This is a genomic window from Bacillus sp. TL12 (assembly GCF_022625245.1).
Lineage (GTDB): Bacteria > Bacillota > Bacilli > Bacillales > Bacillaceae_G > Bacillus_A.
Map to the genome: position 1 here is coordinate 1 of NZ_JAJJBY010000209.1, position 478 is coordinate 478.

General features: G+C 34.7%; 2 protein-coding genes. Both read right to left on the reverse strand.

Translation table 11 applies throughout. The features are described 5' to 3' along the window. Positions 1-6: 6 nt before the first annotated feature. Positions 7-84 carry a hypothetical protein gene (locus tag LOK41_RS28555; protein WP_347269388.1) on the reverse strand — a complete coding sequence of 26 codons (78 nt, stop codon included), beginning with the start codon at positions 82-84 and terminating at the stop codon, positions 7-9. A 48-nt stretch (positions 85-132) separates the two neighbouring features. Beyond that, entirely contained in the window at positions 133-279 is a 147-nt protein-coding gene (locus LOK41_RS28560; RefSeq protein WP_241819455.1) for a hypothetical protein, read from the reverse strand. Positions 280-478: the final 199 nt, after the last annotated feature.

The following is a 478-nucleotide window of genomic DNA, read 5'->3' on the forward strand; positions in this document are numbered from 1 at the left end:
TCCATGTTATAAAGAGTCGATATAATTTTTAGCTTCAAGTAATGATAATCCTAAAACTTCTCGTGCCTTCTTAATAGCTTCAATTTTTTCTCCATCTCTAACTAATTGGCGAAGTTCTTCGTTGACTTCATGCTATGGGATACCTATTTGTTTAGCAACCTGTTCTAATCTATTTTCTATTCGTTCTAGTCTTCTATTAACTCGGTTTATCTTTCGGTTTATACCATCAATAGAGATCATACCTACAATAATTAGAATTGCTAAAAACCAAGAATTCATATTGTCCTCCTTCAGAAAACGTAAGTTTCTGTTGTCTCTTTACAAAAAAGAGCAAACTCCTCCCTACATGGGAGAGGAGCTAGTTTTTGAATAATTGCTTGGTAGCACTTAATCCCATAATAATTCCTCCGCCAATCCCAACTATGATGGCAAGGTTGCTCCATTGAGAAACATAGATTCCACCAAGAAATAAAAGCAA